We start from the raw sequence: 18,585 nt of genomic DNA, 5'->3' as shown, positions 1-18,585 counted from the left end.
TGTATTTGGAATTCCCCGTGAAGGGATATCAATCACGGTTAAACCGTGTACTCTGGTTCCAAAGGCAGATGCTATGCCGCCTCTCTCGAAAAGATTTAAACATTCACCATCCACACATACGCCATTACGCATGTATGAGGGCATTCCACGAATTGGCCCATGACAGGTTGCTGTTAAATCCCACGTGTCTGCACTTCTTATTCCGACCTGCGACAAGTATGAATGTTACATACTGTATTCTCGGTTAGGAGGGCTATGACGTCTAGCAGATATATAAACCCTTTGCAACAAACATCCGCATGAAGGATAATAGATTTAAGCAAACGAACCTTTTTTGTCCTGCACATGGCAAGAAAGAAAAAATACAGCAAGGAAATCAGTGCAGATAAACCCGGATTGAGATTTGCGACCCCCGAGGAAGTGGCAGAATATCGGGCAAAACGATTAAAGTGCAACATTCTTGCCGACATAAGTTGTGGCATCGGAGGACAGACAATTGCTTTTGCAAAGCAATGTGAGAAAGTCTTTGCAATCGATCTTGATCCTGTTAAAGTAAAACATGCAAGAGAAAATTGCCGCAGGTATGGAATAACAAACGTGGAATTCTTTTGCGGAGATGCACTTTCCAGAGAAATAATAAGCAAAATCCCCGAAGTGGACATTATATTTTCGGACCCTGCACGCCCACCTTCCGAAGAAAGAAGAGATATAAGAAATCTTCAGCCCCCCATAGACAAAGTGATGGAAGCCTATGCCCACAAGACGACAAGTTTTGCTTTTGAAGTTCCTCCACAACTTACACCAGAGAGAATACCGTTTTCATGTGAAAAGGAATACCTCTCTTTCAAAGGTAAACTAAACAGACTTAACCTTTACTTCGGTGATTTGAAAAAATGTGACATATCGGCTACTACACTTCCTTCCGAAGAGACACTGTGTTCCACAGGAAGCAAAACAAATGTTGAAGAAGCAGAAAAGCTGGAAATGTTTGCTTTTGAGCCGGATCCTGTCATTTTGCAGGCAGGTTTGCTTGGAGAACTCAGCGATAGTATTGAAACTGAATGCTCATTGAAAGCTTATATAGTAGATAGCAAGAGAATGCTGCTTACTTCTAAAAACAATTGCATGCATCCTTTTTTTAAGAATTGCTATGAAGTTACTGATATTGTTGATCCTGATCCCACGACAATCAACCAAAAGCTTCGACAGCACAAAGCCGGAAACGCTCTTTTGCGAGGAAACGTCAATCCAAAACATTACTGGGAGTTCAGGAATATTGTCGAAGATGGCTTAGAAGGGGAAACAAAGTTCCACCTGTTTCTCACACCTGAAAAAGCAATCATTTGCAGGAAAATTTGATTATTCATCAATCCCAAGAAGGGATTTTACCCTGCTGATTATTGAATCAATATCGGAAGACTTGGGAATAAAATCATCTGCACCCAATACTTCAATTCCCATCATTTTATCAAATTCCTGATCCTTTGCGGTAAAAATAGCAATTGGCAACTCTTCATACTTCTCTTTTATCTGGTGAAAGGTTTCCCATCCATCCATTTTAGGCATCATGATATCAAGGATCAGAGCATCGGGCTTCATCGAATCAAGAAGAGAAAGACATTCATAACCGCTAGTAGCAGTAGTTACATCCATACCCTCTAATTCCAATGCCGTTTTTATCAGGAAGAGAACGTCCTGATCATCATCAACTACCATTACACTATATACTATAAGGACACCCCACGGAAATTACACCTATAAAAGGTTAACAATTAGGATTTGTTGGAAGGTATATAAAGATTAATCAATTGAAACATCAAACATATGAATGTCCCCTTCCTTTGTCAGAATAATTTCCAAAACACCGTTTCTGTAAGAAGCTTTTGCCGAGCTGGGATCTACTTTTGCAGGAAGAATTAGCGTCTCTGACAGCACACCTTCCTCATAAGTGTTTAGATCGATAAATTCACTGGATACTGAAAGCTGGATCTCCTCTTTCTCAACATTATGAAGCTCAGCAGTTATGTAAATTTGATCTTCTGTTTCCAGAATATCAATTAGCGGTTTGCAATCACCCACGTTGGACTGGATATCGGGAACAAAATCATCCCCCATATCAAAATCAGGAGAAAAGTTTCCGAATTCACTAATCTCAGGGCTTTCGCCTGAAAGATTTGTTATGGAAAAACCACAGACAAAAGGCTCACCAGACAACTCCTTTGGATCAATACCAAGGCTATCCAGCATCTTCTTTATGATTTCTGAAAAATCCTGCAATGCATCCTTGTCACGTGATTTGTCATTTTCCCTTTTATCAACCATAGGCGAAGCCTCCGCTACAATAATTTAATTCCAAACCCTATTCCAGACAGGTAAACGAAATTGTAGGTTACTTAAGATGACCACGTGCAGATTTTCCTAGCTCCACGAAGCCCTTTGTCTCACTCTTATTCAATGGAACAAAACCTTTCGGTGCTCCATGTGATTTTGTGTCCGGACCTCTGTTCTCCATGTCGTTAAGCATGCTATCCATTTTGTCAGACAGCTTCACAAGATCGTCATGGAGCATCTTGGTCTTCTCGACCATCTCCTTATACTCTTCGATATCAAATGGCAAATTTCATTCCACCTAGATTTCCACCTAATTGATATATTCCCAGCATAATATAATAATGTTATCCCTTAAAATCAATTTATTCAGTCCAGATCAGATTCCTTGATTCTATGAGAATGCTTCACATAGTAGTCAAAGAACTCATTACCCCATGCAATAGCCTCAGAAGATTCACCGAATAAGACAAAACCATCATATTCATGCTTAGAATTCAACAGTGCAAATACAAGACAATTGTTAGATACAATAAACCAGGAGAAAGACATCGGTATCTCACTCAGGTAAAAAGTGGATTTTTCAACTGTAAACTTGAAATTCTCCTGGTTTTTTTCCTGAAAAATATCGATCTCAGAAATAATACAGCTAAACTTTTTTCCCTTGGAAACATGTCTGTCAAAAATAGAGACATATAAAGGATGATAATGAGATGCGACAGCACAGACCTCCATGGAAGAAGATAGCAATTCAACTATTTGTTTCGGAATTTCAAACAAACTATCAAGACTTGGAGACAGAATTTGACAGTCTTTGAGCATCCCAAGTTTCTCCTGAAGTTCCAGAGGAACTGAAGAAATATCGCGCGTTGACCAATAATCATAGTTTTTGTCAAGGGTCTCTGTGATATCCAGAAATGAACGTAATTTGTTTGCAGCAATTCTTCCCAGAATGGAAAGCTGGTAATAATCACCATCCTGTTCAACAAACCCATCATCCTTTAGGATCTTTATCTGGGGAAGCATTCCCGTGGATGTTACATGAAGGGCTTTTTTTATTTCTTCAAGGTTATGGGGACCTTCAAGTAAGTAAAGAAGCAAGCCTTTTCGTTTATCGGATCTACAAGCAATATCAAGTAAGCAGTCATCCATTCGCTTCACCCGAAAAAGGAACTATATATAAATTAGCTAAATAGCATATTTATATATTTCTGGAGTTGAAGGAACATTTTGGTATCTTCCACACTGTGAGAACCGGATTTAAGGGCTTCAACTACAGAAGTATAATACCACTTTTGTTCATCCTTTCGGGCATTGAAGTAATCCCACATCCGGTCACCCAGATAATCGAGATCATCAAACATGTCTTTTATATTGGCAAGTTTGTCAGCGCATACCAGAAGTTTGACATCACGCTCTGCATCTATCAATTTTTTAATTGATAATTCCTTTCGTTCTCTCCAGTTTGCCTGCTCATGAGGTGCAAGGTTGCCTTTAGAATCTACTTCTGAAACCGCCATCACTAAATCAGCTACTCTGTCATCAAAGGAATACCGCAAAAGAGTGCTGTTAACTTTACTGTCTTCAAGAACGTCGTGTAAAAAACCGGCAATCACAAGCAAATCAGGTGCATCGTTCTTGAGGAGAATGGATGCAACATCCATAGGATGTGTGATATATGGTGCTTTAGAACATTTCCTATGCATGCTTTTGTGGGAGTCGAGAGCAAATTCAAATGCTCCCTGAAGGGTTCCTGAAGAACCACCGACACCTGAGGAAGCATATTTCTCCTTGATGTCAAGAAGCTGGAGACGGAAATCTGCATTTCGCACATATTCATAGACAGAAACTGTACCATTTTCATAAAGGATTATTGAACGGTAAGGCTGACTCATCCAGATTTTCCTTGAAGGTGCATCAGACCATTCCTGCATATATGTGAACCTGACAGGAATTGGAAATTCCGGATCTTCTATTTCACCGGTGTGGATCTGTAAACCCATTGGTTTTTTTTCTGTTTTCAGATTATTTTCGGAGATGAATTCACTTAACCTCATTTAAAGTCCTCTTGTTACTAGGAATAAAATCAATAGTGTTGGAAATATCAAGTATCAATCATAAATTTTGTTTTTTACAGTCCATGCCATAGCACGAACAAAATTATCCAGTATAGGATCGCGAATCTCAAAGAGATCATCGGGTATAGAATCTGCTTCCGTACTAATTATTTTTGGCAGGCATCTCATGCATGAGACAGCAATTTTACTTGCAGATGCTTCCGGCAGCAAACCCCAGGAAACTTCATCCACAAGATGAAGTACCGAAGAAGTAAGCGAAACAACGGATGGATTAGAAGATAAATCCCTAAGCGTAGCAATAAAATGTTTTTTTCTGTTTTCCCCTTCAAGATTTGTTGAAGCTTTCCAGAAGGAAGCTTCAGTGATTCCAAAGCGCTCCAGCCTCACAAGCGTATCCCTTTGGGCCAAAGCCGAAATATCAGATTGCCTTAAAAGTGCATCACGAATTCCTTCATGCACACATTTTCCGATCAGTTCTCCTAACTTGGAATGCGGACCTGCATCGGTCAGGTTAAGATTACTATCGGAATTTGAGACTATGGCAAGCATATCCGTGCCTGTGCCTGTAGCAATACCTGAAGAATACTGACTTGAAATCATAAGTTCCTGCAAGACAGCAGCTTTTGCTTCCGTTACAGTTATTATTGCTCTGGAAAGTGCATACTGAGGCAAAGCGGCACCAATGAGAAGCATGATATTTATTGTACCTACAAAAGGTTTCCATTGCCCATCTTCCTGATAATAGGAAGCCGGATCTCCCACACGACAGCCATTTACTTCTATACCTGCAGTCACGATTGCAGAAACCTCAAGGCCCCTGTAAGAATGAGAAACCACCGAAGCATTCCTCATACTGGCCGCAGTAAGTAGTACTGATGTTGAAGAAGAGTTATAACCAAGACTGGAAGCTACAACTCCAAGATAATTCTCAAGAGAACCACCCTCCAGCTCCTGTTCATGGCATATCTTACGCGGAATGCAATGGTTGACAATCGCCTCAAGGTTTTCGTTAATTCCCCCATTCAGCCAGGAAGTGCTCATGCATACTCTTCCCGGAGGAAGTGCTACTATCAGGTTGTAATCATCATGGAGTAATATACGCTCACCTGAAGAGGTCTCAAAAAGAACCTTGGTTTCAGCTTTTTCAACCGGATAATCTGGGGAAAGGCTCATCAAAATACCTACCACTAATTCAAGCAGTCCGGAAATATCCAAATGGTGCCTCAGGACTCATAGGGATCATCATATTTTCAGAATAATCTTTCATCACAGGCACCTATCAGATCACAAATAGGGCTTAATTTCCGAAGCGATTTTTTCTGCTGATTCTTTGGGATTATCAGAGTTATAAATGCTTCTGCCAACTATTACCCAGTCAGCCCCTGCAGCAATGGCATCCGAAGCACTCCCGCCCTGTGCACCTACTCCAGGGGAGATTATTGAGAGTGAATCGCCTATTGCATTCCTGATTACATTGAGTCTTTCAGGACGGGTTGCCGGAGCTACCACACCTGTGGCACCCAGAAGTTTAGCCATTTCAGCAATTTCCTCTGCAACCGTCTGGAAGAAACGCTCTCCTCCGGGATGGCTCATTTCTGAGACTACATAGATATCGCCATGGTTTGCATTTGCAACTTCAACGCAGGTTCTGAGACTGTCTTCCCCGGTAAAACCATGAACTATCACACCACTTGCATTTTGCTTGAAAACTTCCCCACAGATCAGCATATCAGTATTCGGGATATCAGCAACCTTAAAATCAGCAATTACCGGAGCATAATCTGCAAGTTTTGAAATTATTTCAATCCCTTCGGAAAGGACAAGCGGATATCCAACTTTTATTGCATCTACATACTCCGCCACCTCAGAAGAAATTTGGATGGCACTATCCTGTTCTAATACATCAAGCGCAACTATGAGCCCTGTCTCTCTTTCCATCCTGAACACCTCAAAAATTCAAGCAAATACCCCAATGAGTATATCGTTCATTAAGTTTTGGTAAGGAGCAGGTTTGAAGCCCGGAATCCGGACATAGCACCTGCAATTGAAAGCAGTATGAAAAACGCTAATTGAGGTTTGAAATGTCATATCTGTGATGAAAGTGAGTTTAGATTGCATATTTAGTTTCTGTGAAGATATTAATAAAATCAAAGAATATAAATATTAATGCTGATAATATAATGCTTAATGAGATGATTAACATGCCGATAATGAAATGGGATGAAAGTTTTAGTGTAAAAGTGGCTGAAATTGATAAACAGCACCAGACTTTAGTTGAAATGCTAAATGAGCTGTACGATATGATGAAAATAGGTAAAGGCAAAGATGTAATCGGCCCCCTACTTAATGATCTTACAGAATATACAGTCGAACATTTTGGAACCGAAGAAAAATACTTTGATAAATTTGGTTTTGAAGAATCCGCAAGACATAAACACGAGCACAAAAAATTCGTAAATCAGGTTTCCAAATTTAAACAGGAATTTGATGATGGAACGGCAAACCTTTCAATTGACCTTATGAACTTCTTAAAAAATTGGCTTGTTGAACATATAAAAGGTTCAGATCAAAGATACATCCAGTGCTTTAATGAAAATGGACTGAATTGATTTCAGTCCACTTTTTGTTTCTTTTTTCCGTCATTCTCCGCCAACCTTACGCTTCAATTCTTCCACAATATCCGGATTCTGAAGAGTGGTAACATCCCCTACATCCTCGCCGTTTGTAATTGCTTTTAGGATACGCCTCATAATCTTACCACTGCGAGTCTTGGGGAGATCTTCGGCAAAAATTATATCGGCAGGTCTTGCAATATGCCCGATTTCATCCGCAACATGTGCTTTCAATTCATCCCTGAGTTTGTCAGAGGGTTCCACATAAGCCTCAAGGATAACATAGGCAACAATTACTTCTCCTTTGATTTCATCGGCTTTACCCTCAACCGCCGCTTCCGTAACTGCCGGGTGCGAGACAAGGGAACTTTCTATTTCCATGGTTCCAAGCCTGTGCCCTGCAACCTTAATGACATCATCAAGCCTTCCCAGCACCCAGATGTAACCATCTTCGTCCACACGGGCACCGTCACCTGACATGTAGATATCACCGCCCCACTTACTCCAGTAAGTCTTATGGAAACGTTCTTCATTTCCATGAACAGTACGAATCATACTTGGCCATGGGTTTTTGATGGCAAGATAACCTCCCTTTCCAACAGGAACTTCATTACCTGCCTCATCAAGGACAACTGCCTTTATTCCCGGAAACGCCTTTGAAGCACTTCCCGGTTTCATGGGAGTGATGCCCGGCAGGGATGTGATCATAATCATACCTGTCTCCGTCTGCCACCAGGTATCTACAACAGGACAACGTTTGCCACCAATTTGTTCATAATACCAGAGCCATGCACGAGGATTTATTGGCTCCCCCACACTACCAAGCAGGCGCAGGGAAGAAAGATCATGCTTTTGAGGCAGAGCATCACCCCACTTCATAAACATACGTATCGCAGTCGGTGCCGTATAGAAAATTGTAACCTTATACTTCTCAATAAGAGACCAGAAACGCGCCTTCCCTGGATAATCCGGTGATCCCTCATAGATTAGTATTGTTGCACCGTTGAGCAGGGGGCCATATGTAATATATGAATGACCGGTAATCCAGCCAACATCGGCAGTGCACCAGTAGATATCATCGTCCTTTAAATCGAAAACCCAGTTGGCGGTTGTGTATGCACTCACAAGATAGCCACCGGTTGAATGAACAACACCTTTTGGTTTTCCGGTTGTCCCACTGGTATACATAAGGAAAAGCGTATCTTCCGAATCCATTGGTTCAGCAGGACACTCGTTGCTAACCCCATGAAGAAGGTAATGAAGCCACACATCCCTCCCGGGCTTCATATCAATTTCATTATTCGCATGCTGGACAACAAGAACCTCTTTGACACCTGAAACCTTTTCCAGCCCTTTGTCTGTTTTCTCTTTTTGAGTCTGGAGCTTACCCTTGTGATGATATCCGTCACAGGTAATTACATATTCACTTTTGGCATCAGTGACCCTTTGAGCAAGAGCTTCGTGGGAAAATCCTGCAAATACTACACTGTGAGGAGCACCAATCCGGGCACATGCAAGCATCGCAATAACAGCTTCAGGAATCATGGGCAGGTAAATGGTAACAATATCCCCTTTTTCAACGCCCATTTTTTTGAGAACATTAGAGAAGCGACAGGTTGCATCATACAATTCACCATAAGTGTATGTTTTCTCAGCACCATCTTCCCCTTCCCAGATTATGGCAAGTTTATCCTTCTTGTTTTGAAGATGCCGGTCAAGACAATTATAAGAAGCATTCAACTTGCCGTTTAAAAACCATTTACTATGTGGCGGTTTCCAGTCAAGGATCTGATCCCATTCCTCAAACCAGTCTATATTTTTGGATAGTTCTCCCCAGAATTTTTCAGGATCTTCTTCCGACCTCCTGTAAATTTCAGGATCGCTTATATTTGCAGATCTGGAAAATCCTTCCGGAGGATTCAAAACCAATTGTTCTTTTAAGGAAGATTCTATCATTTCATCCATGTGATGTACCCTCAAATACTCCATTTTCTTCCACAAGCCATTAACACAAAATCCCAGACTGAAACAGTTTCAGTATCAAGTGAATATAAGCACCATGGCCGATGGAAATGTCGAAAGTTGTTCAGCACCCATAAAGAAACAGTAACTGATGATATATATAGTCAAGGAATAAACATGACAAATTGAAAACACCTTACTTAGCCAGAAAGACGAAGTGAAAAATCAAGAATCTTCATAAAATAGATTCGGAATGGTATTTACATTTGACAGGGTTTTGGAAGGGCCCGAAGGATAAATAACAACAAGATCTTCAACAACAAGACCCAGTTCCTTTTCATTGAACAGGTAGAATTCATCGGATTTATACGAGACATTGTTCAGTGAAATAATAGCATTCTCCCTGCCGATTTCCTGAACCTGTAGTTCTTCAAAATCTGAAAAAACCTTTACAATTTCAGGCTCAAGATGCCGGCTTCCAAAAGCAAAAACGTAGAAGTCACCAAAGAGATCCAGATCAAAATAGATAGTTGCGGTAGCATCATCACCGTCAAAGCGCAGGGACATCTCCTTAATATGGAGATATTCACCCTCTTCCTGAGCTAACGCAGGAGTGAGGAAAAATGATGCAACAAGCAAACATGTAAAGACGAGCGCAACCAATCGCATTATGTCACTATAAATAGTACTTGTTTATAAGCAATATGGTTTTTTACCATAAATACCAATTTTTTTATCCCAGAACGAACACGACAATTGGACCCAAAACAGAATTGATCACTCACAACGTAAAAATTTTACAAGCGATACATTCATATCTGGTGTGTACTATTTCAACCTGCCTTCCGGCAGGAGTATAAATAATTTATATTATACACCCAATTCCTGCCCGTTACCAGTAATCAATTAACTTTGATCAAATACAATACTAAACCAAATAACAGGACCAGAGGAGTTTTGTAATGGAGAATATAATATATCTGGCCCCCCTGGCAGGTATCATAAGTCTTGTATTTTCCGCATTCTTCGCAAGCCGTGTTCTTAAGGAAGGAACCGGAAATGAGAAGATGCAGGATATATCCAAGGCTATCCAAGAAGGGGCAATGGCATTTCTGAATCGTCAATATAAAACAGTAGCAATCGTAGCCGTTATTCTGGCTTTCATGATATACTTCCTGATCGCAGAAAACAGCGGCAGGGTAGTTATCGGATTCCTTGTAGGTGCTGCAAGTTCCGCACTCGCAGGCTACATCGGTATGAACGTATCCGTACGTGCAAATGTAAGGACTGCTAACGCAGCTTCCCGTAGCCTTCAGGACGCAATGAGCGTTGCTGTGCAGGGAGGAGCAGTTACCGGTTTTGCAGTAGTAGGATTAGCTCTCCTCGGAACCAGTGTGTTCTACATCCTCTTCGGAGACGTTGACCAGGTAGTAGGATTCGGTTTCGGTGCCAGTCTTATCAGTCTCTTCGCAAGGGTTGGCGGCGGTATTTTCACCAAAGCTGCAGATGTAGGAGCAGACCTTGTAGGTAAAGTAGAAGCAGGAATTCCTGAAGACGACCCACGTAATGCCGGCGTCATTGCTGACAACGTCGGTGACAATGTCGGGGACTGTGCAGGAATGGGTGCTGACCTGTTCGAAACCTATGTAGTAACCGTCCTTGCTTCAATGTTGCTGGGAAGCCAGCTTCTTACAGCTTATCCAAACGCTATTCTTTATCCACTCATTCTCGGTGCAGTGGCCATCTTTGCATCAGTCATCTCCATATTCTTCGTGAAAGTCGGTGATGATGGCAAGATTATGAAAGCGCTTTACAAAGGAGTTGTTGTATCGGCAGTTCTCTGTCTCGGTGCATTCTATTTTGTAACAACTTTCCTGGGAATGAGCATCACACTTTATTACGCATCCCTTATAGGTATTGCAATTATGGTCTTGATGGTGGTATTTACAGAATACTACACTTCAACCAGCTACCGTCCGGTTAAGACCATTGCAAAAGCATCAGAAACCGGCGCAGGAACAAATGTAATTTCAGGTCTTGCAATCGGATTTGAAAGTACAGCCCTGCCTCTTGCAATTATTGTAATCGGTATCCTTGCAGCATTCTTTGTTGTCGGTGGAGCCGCAGATCCAGCAATGGGTCTTTACGGTATTGCAATTGCAGCAGCTGCAATGCTTTCAGTAACAGGTATGATTGTTACACTCGACTCCTACGGACCAATCACTGACAATGCCGGCGGAATTGCTGAAATGGCAGGTCTTCCAGAAGAAGTCCGTAACACAACCGATGCTCTCGACGCAGTAGGTAACACCACAAAAGCTGTTACAAAAGGATATGCAATCGGTTCTGCAGCACTCGGTGCACTTGCACTTTTCGCAGACTACCGTCACAAGGTTGATCTTGACATGGGTGCACTCAGCCTCGATAACCCTGTGGTTCTCGTAGGCCTGTTTATCGGTGCTCTTTTGCCATTCATCTTCAGTGCAGTAACCATGAAAGCAGTCGGAAAGGCTGCGTTTGGAATTGTAAATGAAGTACGTCGCCAGTTCCGTGAAATTCCCGGAATCATGGAAGGAACTGCAAAACCGGAATATGGAAAATGTGTGGACATTGTCACCGCAGCAGCTATTCGTGAAATGGCAATTCCAGGATTCCTTGCAGTCGCAACCCCATTGATCGTAGGAGTTGTACTCGGCCCGCTTGCACTCGGAGGACTCCTTATCGGAATTATTGCATCCGGTCTTCTGCTTGCCCTTACAATGGACAACGGTGGCGGAGCATGGGATAACGCAAAGAAACTTATTGAAGATGGACAACACGGTGGAAAAGGCTCTGATGCTCACAAAGCAGCAGTCGTTGGTGACACCGTTGGTGACCCATTCAAGGACACAGCCGGTCCGGCACTTAACTCCCTTATCAAGGTAGTTAACATGGTGGCCATCCTGTTCGCTTCCCTGTTCATCGGAGCAGGTATTTTCTGAAAGGTCAAATGACCTTTCTTTTTTCCATTTTTCTTTTTTGATATTTGACTGCTAATAGCCTTGAGCTCCAGCTAGAGTGCTATAAATTGGTTGGACTACGTTTTTAAAAAAAGAAAGTGATTTCAAGAAAAACTGGCTGACTTTGTTTTCACTATCATAATTGACTTACAAATCCAATAAGCCTGAGCATTTTTTCCGGAATGTGGGGCTTGGGAATAATCCTTTTCTTGACCGATTATTCAGTAAAAATAGGTGAATCATTTTTTGAACTTAACTACTTCATCTCGCTATGGGGAACAACTTATCCTACATATAAAAAGTCAGAGCTAAAAAGACTATCCAAAAAAGCATGGAATATCCCTACAACTTGATGTTAAAGATTAACAAAAAAGTATAGAAGAAAGCTGGTGGGTTTAATGGGGGGTTTGGTGTATTTGGGGAGTGGGGTTTGAAGAAAATTAGAGTTTAACCCACCAGCACAACTGTAGGACTTTGCAATGCTATATAAGTATTTCTAAATTGATCGGACCTTTTTAATGTTCACATGTGTGAAAGGAAATACCTCTTTCAAAAAGCTCTCTTTCAATTTCCTCAAAAAAAACACCTTTACCCTTTACATGCTGATGAGAGAACTCCAAAACCTTGCCTGCCGGACCTCCAACTGTAGTATATTCAACAGCACAGGAAGGACTTTTCCCAACACCAACGATTTTGATCTCCAACCCCTTATTATACAGCTCTTCGATCATATCGGCAAATGGTTCAAAAAGGTCATGACAGAAACGCCTGTATGATGCATGCTGCAATTGATCCTTTGTTATTTCTCTCCGGTTTGAGCCAAAGAATATCAGTTCAGGGCATGGAAGTTGCATAATATTTGACTTCCCAACATCAATTCTGGAAGGATGTTTTATTCCTGAAAGTCTTGAGGAGGGATTCAGAAGACAATGTGATACAACCAGCAAAGTATGTTTCTCGGAATCCATTTTCACCATACCTTTTACAACATTTTTATAGCATAAGAACGCATTAGAGGCAAGTATCCCATTAGGCTAAAGAAGGATATAACAATCACGATGTGCAATCGGAGAGATTTTTCAAATGGAAAGTATAAGCCTGACATTAAGAAAAGGCTTCCAGACATGGACTCATAACCTAAACATCTGCATCCCTTTTTTCCTGAATGTTTTCCTCGGGATGTTTGTGATTTTTGGTACATTTGTAATTGCTATTGCTTTACTTATTCTCCCCGCAATGCCTTCACTCCCTGAAAACCCGGATGCTATAGAACCCGAAATGGTAATTGGAATCCTGAACTCTTCCTTTTATGACAATTTCCTGCTGATGGGACTTATTGCTTTGATAGCTGTAATTCTGCTAACAATTATTGGCTCCTACTTTGAAGCGGGAGCTATTGGAATGGCAAAAAAAGCTTCTGAAAAAGGAACCTCTACAATCGGAGACATGTTCACATACGGAAGGGAGAATTTTGTAAACCTTTTCCTTATCAAGTTCATACTTCTCCTGATAATGCTTACAGGAATTATTTTTATCGTTCCCGGGATACTAAGTGTAGGAGATCTTGAAGGATTTTTCCTTAACCCGGAAGAAGCAGCCTCAGGGGCACTAATACTTGTTTTTGGAATGCTGTTATGGACTCTGTACATAATGGTCGTAGAACTGGTTTTCACTTACTCCGAATACGCTGTAGTTGTCGAAAATCTTGATCCGGTCACTGCCCTTGAAAAAGGTTTCAGTGTATTTATGCAAAATAAACTAGATACATTTCTGCTCTGGCTTTTCATAATAAGCATTTCAATCCTGATTGCACTGATTGGCCAGATGATGGGAACAATTGAAGCTCTCGGAACACTCTGGTCCTTTACAGACTTTGTTATCTCCTTCGCAGTAATTCAACCGCTTACAGCCATATGGTGGACACGAATGTTTATGCGAAGGACAGGAAAAGAAATCTACGATATTGACGAGTATCTCGAATACGTCTGAATCATCCTTTTCCAAGTAAACGACAGGCCTGACATACTTCGGCATTACACGCCTGTCCGCAGACCCTGCACTGGCTGATGTTCGCCTGCGGAAAATCCGCAGCCAGTACCTTAACCATTTTATCAAAACCCCTGAGAAGAGAATATTTTGTACCGGGGTGTTTGGTTTCAAACCCATTGAGCATGTCGCGAACTTCCCCCCGAAGCGCTTCATGAGCATATGGGCAAATTTCAAAATCAACCGGTATGTCATTCACAAGAGCATAAAGTGCAACTTCTTTTTCAGGGATTTTGCGCAAGGGTTTAGCCCTGAGAACCATGCCTTCAATTTCACGTGGCGGATCAAGCCTCACCAGGCGATCCACATCCCCTGCAAGATGATTCATAAGAATTGTTTGGGCTTCATCATCCAGATTGTGACCGGTGATAAGTCTTGTCGCACCAATTTCCAGCGCAACCTTGTTTAGAATTGATTTCCTCAGGACACCACAATAGCTGCATGCTCCCAGAACACGATTCTTTGCTGTGAGATCGTCGAGGGTAGTGTCATATTCATCATCAAAGGAACGGATAATGTGCTCTATCCCAAGACTTGAAGCAAGTTCCTTTGCATATTCAAGGGACTGTTCCCTGTATCCTTTGATGCCTTCATCAACACTTATCGCCACGATGTTAAGATCCCTGCGTTCGCTGAAAATCTTGTGCATGATGTAAAGAACCACACAACTGTCTTTCCCGCCACTTAGCGCAACAGCCAGTGTCTCATTTTTCCCAATATTGAAATGCTTGCGTATAGTGAGCTTGACCTTGCGCTCCACATCCTCGATGAAATGCTTCTTACACAGGTGCATTCCTGAATATTTCTGGAAAATAATGGCATCAGCATTGCATTTCATGCATTTTTTGGCAGGGTGGGACATTAAATCATTCCATTGGGGTTCTGGTATAAAGCAGTAACCTTGGTTCAGTTTAAATAAAATAAATTATTATTGAAATGAATTGTTGAAAACTAAAAAATAAAGTTCTCTGTTAATAATGTACGAAAATATAACAATCACATATCTTGTTGCCTCCATTGTTATCGGATACCTACTTGGAGTGATCTCCGGCCTCATACCGGGAATACACACTAATAACTTCGCACTTCTCCTACTTTCCCTATCACCAATTTTCATCGAGTTAGGAATCTCTCCGATATATGTAGCCGTGGCAATTCTTTCCAACTCAATTTCACACACGTTCCACGATATAATACCTGCAATATTTCTTGGAGCACCAAATGATGATGTCGCACTTGCTGTACTCCCGGGACATCGCCTGCTTCTGGATGGTTATGGTGCGGAAGCCGTACGGCTTTCAGCCCTTGGGAGTGCAGGCTCCGTTGTATTTTCTGTGATTCTTGCACTTCCCCTCATCTTCTTTTTTGCAAATAATTATTCGTTGGTACAGGAAAACATGGCGTTAATACTTATTCTGATCTCGACTGTCCTGATTATTACGGAAAAGGGAGAAACGGTACCCGGACAGGGGTCACTGGCCCGGCTTCGTTTCGTTTTTTATGCGCTTTTAATTTTCCTGATAAGCGGGAGCCTTGGTTATATTGCATTCAGAACGGAGTATCTTGCAAAACCCATACTCGATATCGGAGAGCCCACCGTATTGCTTCCGCTCTTGAGCGGCTTATTCGGAGCTTCACAATTGATCATCAGTATGATGTCAGATGCACATGTTCCCACCAAAAACATCTCGCAGATGAAGCTTCCATCCAAAAACATCGCCAGAGGAATTTTCACAGGAAGCCTTGCAGGTTCTCTTGTAGCATGGTTACCCGGAGTATCATCATCCACTGCAACTGTTATGACCAGACTTATGATTCCGGAGAACTTTTCAAAAGAGCAAAATGACGAGGATCTGCTTGAAAAAGCGAAGGAGTTTATTGTCTCTGTTTCAGGTGTAAATACAAGCAATGCCATTTTCGGTTTATTCGCACTTGCAATAATTGAAAAAACAAGAAGCGGAGCAATGGTTGCAATAGATAGTTTGCTCTCCGGCACCGGAATTAACAGCACATTCATACTTATGTGTATTATTGCACTCCTGACAGCGTCACTTTTTTCCTACATCTCAACGGTAGCTATCGGAAATAACATCCACAGAGTACTGGAAAAAATTGAATATTCAAAGGTTTGCAAAGGCGTTCTTGCGTTTCTTTGCGTTACAGTAACAGTATTAACAGGCTTTTACGGCCTCCTTCTTTTTGTGATTGCCACTACCATCGGCATGTTACCACCATTTATGAAAGTCAGAAGAGCACATGCAATGGGAGTAATCCTGTTGCCGGTGATACTATATTTCCTGTAACTTACTCTTCTATGCTAAGAGCATCCTGAGGACAAGCACAAATGCACTTGAAGCAGCTTATGCAGGAATGATCCTCCACAGCACCCTTAGTTGAAACTTCAATCCACATTGGGCAGACCTTGTCACATATCCCGCAGGAATTGCAAAGGGATTTATCACGCCTGATTTTCCTGATTTTAACCAGATTTACCAGAGATGCAAATGCCCCATCCTTGCAAAAATATCTGCACGCTGCCCTGTCAACAAAAAAGGAAAGCAGAATCGAAAGTACCATTATTGCAACAAGCCCGTCAGCAATAGCCGCTTCTACAGATACACCAAGTACTTCAAACTCATAAAGAATCACGGTTGCCAATACAAAAAGCAGGAGAACATACCTGAAGAATCTCAACTTATCGTGCACCTTTCGGGAAACCAACCGGTTATATCGCTTGCCAAGAAACTTCCTTCCAACAATGCCTGCAATGTTCTGGAACATCCCCCTCGGGCACATCCATCCACAATAAGCAGGACCTATAAGTACTGCCAGGGGAAGGGTCAGGAGAATGACATATATCGTTGACTCCCTTCCGAAATAAACGAAGATTGAAAGCCCGATTAGCTGGAAAATAAGCCTGTAGGTTTCACGTCTTTTTGAGATTTTCAGTTTTGAAGTGATACTGTTCCTTTGTTCCAAGAAAGATAACCATCCTTTTTTAGGAATCATCACGCAATAACTGGAAAGACAATCTGGTATATAATCCATCAAGTTCCAAATAATATACCATGGGGAGAGCAAAATGAAGTATTTTACAGTTTTTATGGCAGCTCTTGTTATCCTGTTAGTAGCAATTTCAGGATGCTCCGAAAGCGAACAATCTGAAGAAATACAGGATACAAACGTCGAATCAGAAGAGTCGCAAGTACAGGTGAACACAATCAGTGTTTCTAGCAGTGCTTTTGAACAGGGAGAAGCAATACCTCCACGCCACACATGTGACGGAGAGAATATAAACCCTGAACTGATAATCGGAAATCTACCCGGAAATACTGAAAGTCTCGTTCTGATAGTTGATGGTCCGGATGCACCAATGGGGACATTCACTCACTGGATTGTCTGGAATATAGAACCAGGGGCAGTGATCAGTGAAGACAGCATTCCTGGAGTACAGGGACTAAACGATTTCAAAATAACCGATTACTCGGGGCCATGCCCTCCTTCAGGCATGCACAGGTATTTCTTCAGGATTTATGCTCTGGACACCACTCTGGAAATACCATCTGGCTCGGAAAGAAACGTCCTTGAGCAGGAAATGCAGGGACATATTATCGCTCAAGGAGACTTAATGGGGACTTATTCAAGAAGCTAAAAATTTGGATTCACTCAGTTTCATTTTCACTGAAATCCTTGATCATTTCCAACATTGAATCCTTTATTGCAATAAATGAACCAATATTTTCCACGTCTGCATCCAGTGGTGCTTTTCCTTCAAAGTCAGCAGTCATGAGATCAGGTGAAAACGGAATTTCGCCAAGCACAGGAATTCCCATCTCTACCAGTTTTGGCTTAACGTCGGAAGATGTCCCCTTATTGATAACGGCAGCAAGGTGTTTTACCCCAACCTCACCTGCAAGCCTCTTGATGCGCTCAGCCGTTTCAATGGAACGCATTCCGGGTTCTACCACTACAATCATTAAATCGATGCCTTTTGTGGTGCCACGCCCGAGATGCTCAATTCCTGCTTCCATATCCATGATTACGGCACTGCTATCCTTGAGAACCACATGACGAAGCAGGGCACGCAGGAAAGATGATGCCGGACACATACATCCACTGCCTCCCCTCTCTACGGTTCCCATCACAAGCATTTTTACTCCATCCGGACCTATAACACCGAATTTGTCAACAACATCATCAACTTTAGGGTTGTATTTGAACATCCCGCCGGGTTCCCCTGCCCGCTCTTCGATGAGTTCCTTGTAGTCGGTAAGTGGTCTGGGAGGTTCTGCGATCCCCAGAGAGGATGCAAGATTCATATCCGGATCCGCATCTATAGCAAGTACATCATAGCCATCCCTTGCGAGCAGCCGGGACATAACTCCGGAAAAAGTAGTTTTGCCCACACCGCCTTTTCCTGTAATTGCGATTTTGATCATCAATTCAATTTAGCCTTTTGTTTGTATATAGGTTACCCAGATATGGCATTTTCAAGAAATATGTGGTTTTATAGATGAAGAAATCACGGAATAACCTGCAATTAAAGAAAGAATTCATGCA

General features: G+C 41.9%; 19 protein-coding genes. 6 read left to right on the top strand and 13 right to left on the bottom strand.

The genetic code is table 11. The annotated features are described in order from the left end of the window. Positions 1 to 345 precede the first annotated feature (345 nt). Positions 346 to 1,359 carry a methyltransferase domain-containing protein gene (locus J2755_RS00670; protein WP_209678098.1) on the top strand — a complete coding sequence of 338 codons (1,014 nt, stop codon included), beginning with the start codon at positions 346 to 348 and terminating at the stop codon, positions 1,357 to 1,359. Here J2755_RS00670 and J2755_RS00665 read toward each other — a convergent pair whose 3' ends face one another. The 7 genes from J2755_RS00665 to pyrF all read right to left on the bottom strand — a co-directional run bounded on the left by J2755_RS00665 (position 1,360) and on the right by pyrF (position 6,344). After that, the gene (locus J2755_RS00665; protein WP_245312581.1) at positions 1,360 to 1,716 is read right to left on the bottom strand and encodes a response regulator transcription factor; all 357 of its coding nucleotides are present in this window, start codon (positions 1,714 to 1,716) and stop codon (positions 1,360 to 1,362) included. Between the two features lie 84 nt (positions 1,717 to 1,800). Beyond that, a complete protein-coding gene (locus J2755_RS00660) occupies positions 1,801 to 2,322 on the bottom strand; it encodes an Hsp20/alpha crystallin family protein (protein WP_209678095.1) in 522 nt (173 codons plus the stop codon). Between the two features lie 67 nt (positions 2,323 to 2,389). Then, positions 2,390 to 2,587 (bottom strand): hypothetical protein, encoded by a 198-nt coding sequence (locus J2755_RS00655; protein ID WP_209678092.1) that lies wholly within the window; start codon positions 2,585 to 2,587, stop codon positions 2,390 to 2,392. Positions 2,588 to 2,697: 110 nt separating this feature from the next. Continuing rightward, positions 2,698 to 3,480, bottom strand: coding sequence for a helix-turn-helix transcriptional regulator (locus tag J2755_RS00650; RefSeq protein WP_209678090.1), 783 nt, complete (start codon positions 3,478 to 3,480; stop codon positions 2,698 to 2,700). Between the two features lie 32 nt (positions 3,481 to 3,512). Next, a complete protein-coding gene (locus J2755_RS00645) occupies positions 3,513 to 4,385 on the bottom strand; it encodes an HD domain-containing protein (RefSeq protein WP_209678087.1) in 873 nt (290 codons plus the stop codon). 54 nt (positions 4,386 to 4,439) lie between these two features. Continuing rightward, positions 4,440 to 5,621 carry an adenosylcobinamide amidohydrolase gene (locus tag J2755_RS00640; RefSeq protein WP_245312579.1) on the bottom strand — a complete coding sequence of 394 codons (1,182 nt, stop codon included), beginning with the start codon at positions 5,619 to 5,621 and terminating at the stop codon, positions 4,440 to 4,442. 69 nt (positions 5,622 to 5,690) lie between these two features. Further along, entirely contained in the window at positions 5,691 to 6,344 is a 654-nt protein-coding gene (pyrF, locus tag J2755_RS00635; protein ID WP_209678083.1) for an orotidine-5'-phosphate decarboxylase, read from the bottom strand. Positions 6,345 to 6,535: 191 nt separating this feature from the next. Between pyrF and J2755_RS00630 the strand changes: the two genes are divergently transcribed. After that, positions 6,536 to 7,015, top strand: a complete 480-nt coding sequence (locus J2755_RS00630) for a bacteriohemerythrin (protein WP_209678080.1) — start codon at positions 6,536 to 6,538, stop codon at positions 7,013 to 7,015. A gap of 30 nt (positions 7,016 to 7,045) precedes the next feature. Here the strand turns inward: J2755_RS00630 and acs are convergent, their stop codons facing one another. Then, the gene (gene acs, locus J2755_RS00625; protein WP_209678077.1) at positions 7,046 to 8,983 is read right to left on the bottom strand and encodes an acetate--CoA ligase; all 1,938 of its coding nucleotides are present in this window, start codon (positions 8,981 to 8,983) and stop codon (positions 7,046 to 7,048) included. Positions 8,984 to 9,205: 222 nt separating this feature from the next. After that, complete coding sequence (locus J2755_RS00620) at positions 9,206 to 9,649, bottom strand: hypothetical protein (RefSeq protein WP_209678074.1); 444 nt, start codon at positions 9,647 to 9,649, stop codon at positions 9,206 to 9,208. 293 nt (positions 9,650 to 9,942) lie between these two features. On the opposite strand from J2755_RS00620, the gene J2755_RS00615 reads away from it, so the two are divergent. Further along, entirely contained in the window at positions 9,943 to 11,961 is a 2,019-nt protein-coding gene (locus J2755_RS00615; protein WP_209678071.1) for a sodium-translocating pyrophosphatase, read from the top strand. A 533-nt stretch (positions 11,962 to 12,494) separates the two neighbouring features. On the opposite strand, the gene J2755_RS00610 is transcribed toward J2755_RS00615, so the two are convergent. Beyond that, positions 12,495 to 12,947: a hypothetical protein gene (locus J2755_RS00610; protein ID WP_209678068.1), complete on the bottom strand. Its 453-nt coding sequence runs from the start codon at positions 12,945 to 12,947 to the stop codon at positions 12,495 to 12,497. A 115-nt stretch (positions 12,948 to 13,062) separates the two neighbouring features. Here J2755_RS00610 and J2755_RS00605 point away from each other — a divergent pair, with 115 nt between their 5' ends. Next, entirely contained in the window at positions 13,063 to 13,968 is a 906-nt protein-coding gene (locus J2755_RS00605) for a DUF7847 domain-containing protein (RefSeq protein ID WP_209678065.1), read from the top strand. Between the two features lies 1 nt (position 13,969). Here J2755_RS00605 and J2755_RS00600 read toward each other — a convergent pair whose 3' ends face one another. Continuing rightward, positions 13,970 to 14,863 carry a TIGR00269 family protein gene (locus J2755_RS00600; RefSeq protein WP_245312577.1) on the bottom strand — a complete coding sequence of 298 codons (894 nt, stop codon included), beginning with the start codon at positions 14,861 to 14,863 and terminating at the stop codon, positions 13,970 to 13,972. A 139-nt stretch (positions 14,864 to 15,002) separates the two neighbouring features. On the opposite strand from J2755_RS00600, the gene J2755_RS00595 reads away from it, so the two are divergent. Further along, positions 15,003 to 16,328 carry a tripartite tricarboxylate transporter permease gene (locus J2755_RS00595; protein WP_209678059.1) on the top strand — a complete coding sequence of 442 codons (1,326 nt, stop codon included), beginning with the start codon at positions 15,003 to 15,005 and terminating at the stop codon, positions 16,326 to 16,328. 1 nt (position 16,329) lies between these two features. On the opposite strand, the gene J2755_RS00590 is transcribed toward J2755_RS00595, so the two are convergent. Beyond that, the gene (locus tag J2755_RS00590; protein WP_209678056.1) at positions 16,330 to 17,004 is read right to left on the bottom strand and encodes a 4Fe-4S binding protein; all 675 of its coding nucleotides are present in this window, start codon (positions 17,002 to 17,004) and stop codon (positions 16,330 to 16,332) included. 103 nt (positions 17,005 to 17,107) lie between these two features. Here J2755_RS00590 and J2755_RS00585 point away from each other — a divergent pair, with 103 nt between their 5' ends. Beyond that, positions 17,108 to 17,677, top strand: a complete 570-nt coding sequence (locus J2755_RS00585; RefSeq protein WP_209678053.1) for a YbhB/YbcL family Raf kinase inhibitor-like protein — start codon at positions 17,108 to 17,110, stop codon at positions 17,675 to 17,677. Positions 17,678 to 17,687: 10 nt separating this feature from the next. On the opposite strand, the gene J2755_RS00580 is transcribed toward J2755_RS00585, so the two are convergent. Beyond that, positions 17,688 to 18,464, bottom strand: coding sequence for an ATP-binding protein (locus J2755_RS00580; protein ID WP_209678050.1), 777 nt, complete (start codon positions 18,462 to 18,464; stop codon positions 17,688 to 17,690). Positions 18,465 to 18,585: the final 121 nt, after the last annotated feature.

It is taken from the genome of Methanohalophilus levihalophilus, assembly GCF_017874375.1.
In the GTDB taxonomy this organism is placed as follows: Archaea; Halobacteriota; Methanosarcinia; order Methanosarcinales; family Methanosarcinaceae; genus Methanohalophilus; species Methanohalophilus levihalophilus.
Note: the sequence above shows the minus strand (reverse complement) of the source record. Positions and strands in the feature narration are given on the sequence as shown.

Coding starts and splice junctions, on each gene's coding strand:
- J2755_RS00655 (WP_209678092.1), bottom strand. CDS start 2,587: ATGGTCGAGAAGACCAAGATGCTCCATGACGATCTTGTGAAGCTGTCT.
- J2755_RS00605 (WP_209678065.1), top strand. CDS start 13,063: ATGGAAAGTATAAGCCTGACATTAAGAAAAGGCTTCCAGACATGGACT.
- J2755_RS00665 (WP_245312581.1), bottom strand. CDS start 1,716: ATGGTAGTTGATGATGATCAGGACGTTCTCTTCCTGATAAAAACGGCA.
- J2755_RS00645 (WP_209678087.1), bottom strand. CDS start 4,385: ATGAGGTTAAGTGAATTCATCTCCGAAAATAATCTGAAAACAGAAAAA.
- J2755_RS00580 (WP_209678050.1), bottom strand. CDS start 18,464: ATGATCAAAATCGCAATTACAGGAAAAGGCGGTGTGGGCAAAACTACT.
- J2755_RS00595 (WP_209678059.1), top strand. CDS start 15,003: ATGTACGAAAATATAACAATCACATATCTTGTTGCCTCCATTGTTATC.
- J2755_RS00615 (WP_209678071.1), top strand. CDS start 9,943: ATGGAGAATATAATATATCTGGCCCCCCTGGCAGGTATCATAAGTCTT.
- J2755_RS00600 (WP_245312577.1), bottom strand. CDS start 14,863: ATGAAATGCAATGCTGATGCCATTATTTTCCAGAAATATTCAGGAATG.
- J2755_RS00650 (WP_209678090.1), bottom strand. CDS start 3,480: ATGGATGACTGCTTACTTGATATTGCTTGTAGATCCGATAAACGAAAA.
- J2755_RS00585 (WP_209678053.1), top strand. CDS start 17,108: ATGAAGTATTTTACAGTTTTTATGGCAGCTCTTGTTATCCTGTTAGTA.
- J2755_RS00620 (WP_209678074.1), bottom strand. CDS start 9,649: ATGCGATTGGTTGCGCTCGTCTTTACATGTTTGCTTGTTGCATCATTT.
- J2755_RS00610 (WP_209678068.1), bottom strand. CDS start 12,947: ATGGATTCCGAGAAACATACTTTGCTGGTTGTATCACATTGTCTTCTG.
- pyrF (WP_209678083.1), bottom strand. CDS start 6,344: ATGGAAAGAGAGACAGGGCTCATAGTTGCGCTTGATGTATTAGAACAG.
- J2755_RS00660 (WP_209678095.1), bottom strand. CDS start 2,322: ATGGTTGATAAAAGGGAAAATGACAAATCACGTGACAAGGATGCATTG.
- J2755_RS00670 (WP_209678098.1), top strand. CDS start 346: ATGGCAAGAAAGAAAAAATACAGCAAGGAAATCAGTGCAGATAAACCC.
- acs (WP_209678077.1), bottom strand. CDS start 8,983: ATGGATGAAATGATAGAATCTTCCTTAAAAGAACAATTGGTTTTGAAT.